At 68.5% G+C, this 4,613-nt stretch carries 3 protein-coding genes; all 3 read left to right on the top strand.

The window, feature by feature from the left end:
• Positions 1 to 543, top strand: a 543-nt coding sequence (locus FVS66_RS34540; RefSeq protein WP_149185238.1) for an ATP/GTP-binding protein, incomplete at its 5' end; no start/stop codon positions are given.
• Between the two features lie 376 nt (positions 544 to 919).
• On the top strand, positions 920 to 4,297 hold the full coding sequence (locus FVS66_RS34535; protein WP_262387374.1) for a nitrate- and nitrite sensing domain-containing protein: 3,378 nt from the start codon (positions 920 to 922) through the stop codon (positions 4,295 to 4,297).
• Between the two features lie 10 nt (positions 4,298 to 4,307).
• Positions 4,308 to 4,613 (top strand): roadblock/LC7 domain-containing protein (locus tag FVS66_RS34530; RefSeq protein ID WP_187645836.1); only part of this gene is annotated, 306 nt, incomplete at its 3' end.

Raw genomic sequence — 4,613 nt, 5'->3', positions numbered from 1 at the left:
ACCACCAGCGCGAAGATCGTGGTGGCGGGCGGCTTCGGCGTGGGCAAGACCACGTTCGTCGGCGCCGTCTCGGAGATCAACCCGCTGCGTACCGAGGCCGTCATGACGTCCGCGTCCGCGGGCATCGACGACCTCACCCACACCGGCGACAAGACCACGACGACCGTCGCCATGGACTTCGGCCGGATCACCCTGGACCAGGACCTGATCCTCTACCTCTTCGGCACACCCGGCCAGGACCGCTTCTGGTTCATGTGGGACGACCTCGTACGCGGCGCCATCGGAGCGATCGTACTCGTCGACACCCGACGCCTCGCCGACTGCTTCCCCGCCGTCGACTACTTCGAGAACAGCGGCCTCCCCTTCGTCATCGCCCTCAACGGCTTCGAAGGACACCAGCCCTACACCCCCGACGAAGTCCGCGAAGCACTCCAGATCGGCCCCGACACCCCCATCATCACCACCGACGCCCGCCACCGCGCGGACGCCAAGAGCGCACTCATCACCCTCGTCGAACACGCCCTCATGGCACGACTCAAGTAGCGTGTTCCAGGTAGGGCAGCGGGCTGATAGCGAAGTAGACGAAGATATACGGTAGTTGTCGTATGCGTTCAGTGAGCGGGCTGTGTCTTCTGACACGGCCCGCCCGCGCGTTCATAACGTTTCGACAGAGAATTGCGACGGTTCGGACACGAGATGCATCCGCACGGTGCCGCTGCGCTCACATGAGTCCCACATTTTGCCGGGGCTGGCTCTTTATGCCCGTTATATCTGGCGTCCGGACCGCGGGTAATCGCCCGATCGGGCTGTTTGGAACGCAGCCGCTTTACGTGCTGCAATGCACGAACTCCTGAGTAGTACGGCTCTGAGCAGAAGAACGGCACAACGTAGGTGCCGACGCCGAGAGGTTGTTGGTCGAGTGAGGCGAAGCACGAAGAGCGCCGCGGAGCAGCAGGCGTCCCGGGGCAACTTCACCCCGGCGCCGCGCACAGCGGGGCCGCCTGCGGACGCGCCCGTGACGCCGTCGGCCGGACCGGCCGACGGCGGCTCCAGCCGGCTGTCCCCGCGCAACTGGCACGTGGCCACCCGCCTGAACGCCATCCTCCTGGTGCCCGTGCTGGTCGGCCTGGTCATGGGCGGCTTCCAGGTGAAGATGTCCGTCGACACCTGGCAGGAGGCCCGCGACGCCGAGAAGACGGCACGCATCGTGCGGGCCGCCTCCGACTACAGCCAGGCGCTGCTCAACGAGCGTGACCTCACCGCCGAGCCGCTCCTCACCGCCAAGAGCGAGTCCGACCGCGAGGCGAGCGTCGTCATCGACCTGTACGCCGCGACGGACACCGCCCAGGCGAAGTTCAACGAGGCCGTCCAGGACATGCCACCGGGCCAGGGCCTGGAGCGCCGTCTGACGCTGTTCCGCAAGGAGGAGCCGAAGCTCCAGGACCTGCGCAAGGCCGCGTACACCAAGGTCCTCGACCCGGTGAAGACCGAAGAGGGCTACGTCAAGGTCCAGCACTCGCTGATGGAGTTCTCCAACGAACTGGGCCTCGGCAGCAGCAACGTCACCAGCTTCGGCCGTACCGTCTACGCCATCCAGCTCGCCAAGGCCGCCGAGTCGCTGCAGCGCTCGATCGGTATGCACCTGCTGATCCGGCCGAGCAAGGACGACGAGGTCTTCCGCGCGCAGTCCGAGGCGTTCACCTCGTACAAGTACCTGGAGCAGATCGCGCTGCTGGAGTACATATCCGGCGGCACCCAGGAGGACGAGGACCGGCTGCGCGAGGTCATGACCCGCAAGGCACAGGAAGGCGCCAAGGAGTTCGCGGCCGCGGGCGTACAGCCGCCGGTCGGCCAGACGGCCGAGGGCGAGAAGTCGGTCTTCGAGGGCATGGCCAACGAGATCGGCAAGGCCGAGGACGCCGACGCCCTCAAGGCGCTCACCAAGCGCAAGCAGGGGGGCGTCACCCCCGAGACCTGGATGGCCGTCTCCACCGGCAAGTACGACGCGTACTCCGAGGTCGAGGCCGAGCTGCTGACCAAGGCCCTGAACGAGGCCACCCGGATCGCCGACGACGCCAGGAACGACGCGTTCGTCAACGGCGGCATCGTCGTGATCGCGCTGCTCGCCGCCTTCATCCTGGCCGGCCTCATGGCCCGCCAGATGAGCCACTCGATGCGCAAGCTGCGCCACGCCGCCCTCGGGGTCGCCGAGCAGCGTCTGCCGATGCTGGTCGACCAGCTGTCGCGGACCGAGCCGGGCAAGGTCGACACCCGTGTCGATCCCATCCCCATCAACACCCAGGACGAGATCGGCGAAGTCGCCCGCGCCTTCGACCAGGTCCACCGTGAGGCCGTCCGGCTAGCCGCCGAGCAGGCGCTTCTGCGGGGCAACGTCAACGCGATCTTCACCAACCTGTCGCAGCGCAACCAGTCGCTGATCGAGGGCCAGCTGACCCTGATCACGGACCTCGAGAACAACGAGGCCGACCCGGATCAGCTGGAGAACCTCTTCAAGCTCGACCACCTGGCGACGCGTATGCGCCGGAACGGCGAGAACCTGCTGATTCTCGCGGGTGAGGAGCCGGGCCGCCGCTGGGACCAGCCGGTTCCGCTGGTCGACGTCATGCGGGCCGCCACCTCCGAGGTGGAGCAGTACGAGCGCATCGAGCTGTCGGGCGTCCCGGAGGCGGACATCCACGGCCAGGCCGTGACCGACCTCGTGCACCTCCTCGCCGAGCTGCTGGAGAACGCCACCACGTTCTCCTCGCCGCAGACCAAGGTGCGGGTCACCGCGACCCGGCTGCCCGACGGCCGTGTGATGGTCGAGATCCACGACAAGGGCATCGGCCTCACCGCCGAGGACTTCGCGGACATCAACCACAAGCTGGCCAACCCGCCGACGGTGGACGCCGCGGTCTCCCAGCGCATGGGCCTGTTCGTGGTCGGCCGCCTCGCCGACCGGCACGGTATCCGTGTCCAGCTGCGCCCCTCGGGCGAGCAGGCCGGTACGACGTCGCTCATCATGCTGCCGGACGCGATCACGCACGGTGGTGGCGGCGAGCCGCTGCACGACGACTTCACGGTCTCGCAGATCATCCCGGAGCAGCAGACCTACGAGGCTCCTCCCGTCGCCCCGATGCGGACGGCCGCGGAGCTCGGCTTCGACGACTCCCGGTACGAGCAGCAGGAGGACGGCACAGCGCTGGACCCCGTGGGCCGCTCCCTGAAGCGCAAGGAGCGCCGTGCGCAGCTGGGCGCGCAGTTGCAGGGCGAGGCGCCCGGCGACGGCCAGGAGCGCCCGCTGTACCGCGACGAGGTGGCCGAGCAGGGGCACCAGGGGTACGGCCAGGACCAGGAGCGGTACGACGGCCAGGGGTACGACGGCCAGGACCCGCAGACGGCGTACGGGCAGGGCGGCTACGACCAGCAGGCCGGCTACGACGAGTACCGCGCCGACGACGGCTACCAGGGCGACGCTCAGTACCAGGGTGACGCTCAGTACCAGGGTGACGCTCAGTACCAGGGTGACGCTCAGTACCAGGGCGACGGCCAGTACCAAGGCGACGACGGCTACGGGAACAGCGGCGGCGACTATGCCACCGGCGAGTACCCCCAGTCCTCGTATGCGGAAGGCGGCGTCGCGGACCGCGACGCCGGCGGGCCGCAGTACGACAGCCAGTTCGACCCCGGGGCCGACCAGGGCGGGTGGCCTGCCCAGAACACGTACCAGGGCGGCTACGACAACGGCTACGGTGCCGAATCGGAATCTGCGCAGGGCGCTCCCGCGAACGAGCAGGACCGCGTAGGCTTCAACCATCCGGGTTCCTCGCCGAGTGACGGGAACGGGCTTACCGACGCGGGCCTGCCGCGCCGCGGAAGCCAGCGGCCCGCGGACCGGCCGAGCCAGAACCGGGACCACCAGCAGAACACTCCGGACCAGCGCGCGCAGCCGGTCCGGGAGGCTCCTCAGAGCGACACGGACAGCTCCGACGACTGGCGTTCGGCGAACGACGATCGGTGGCAGCGGGCCGGGAAGCTCAAGGAGCCGAAGGCCGGCGGGGTCACAGCCTCCGGGCTGCCCCGGCGGGTTCCCAAGGCGAACCTGATCGAGGGAACCGCGGAACAGACCCCGCAGGGCGGCCCCCAGGTCTCCCGCGCCCCCGAGGACGTGCGTGGCAGGTTGAGCAACCTGCGGCGCGGCGTCCAGCAGGGACGCAACGCGGGAACGGACATGAACGGATCGGCCACTTACGATCGACAAAGTGGCCCGGGTAGTACCTACAACCAGGAGCGTTAGTGTGAGCCCGATGAGCCAGGCGGCGCAGAATCTGAACTGGTTGATCACCAACTTCGTGGACAACACCCCCGGGGTGTCCCACACGGTGGTGGTCTCCGCCGACGGACTCCTGCTGGCGATGTCCGAGGGTTTCCCCCGCGACCGTGCCGACCAGCTGGCGGCCGTCGCCTCGGGGCTGACCTCGCTGACCGCGGGCGCGTCCCGCATCTTCGAAGGGGGCGTGGTCAACCAGACCGTGGTGGAGATGGAGCGCGGCTTCCTCTTCATCATGTCCATCTCGGACGGCTCCTCGCTGGCCGTACTCGCCCACCCCGAC

It is taken from the genome of Streptomyces sp. TRM49041, assembly GCF_008271805.1.
Taxonomy (GTDB): Bacteria; Actinomycetota; Actinomycetes; order Streptomycetales; family Streptomycetaceae; genus Streptomyces.
Note: the sequence above shows the minus strand (reverse complement) of the source record. Positions and strands in the feature narration are given on the sequence as shown.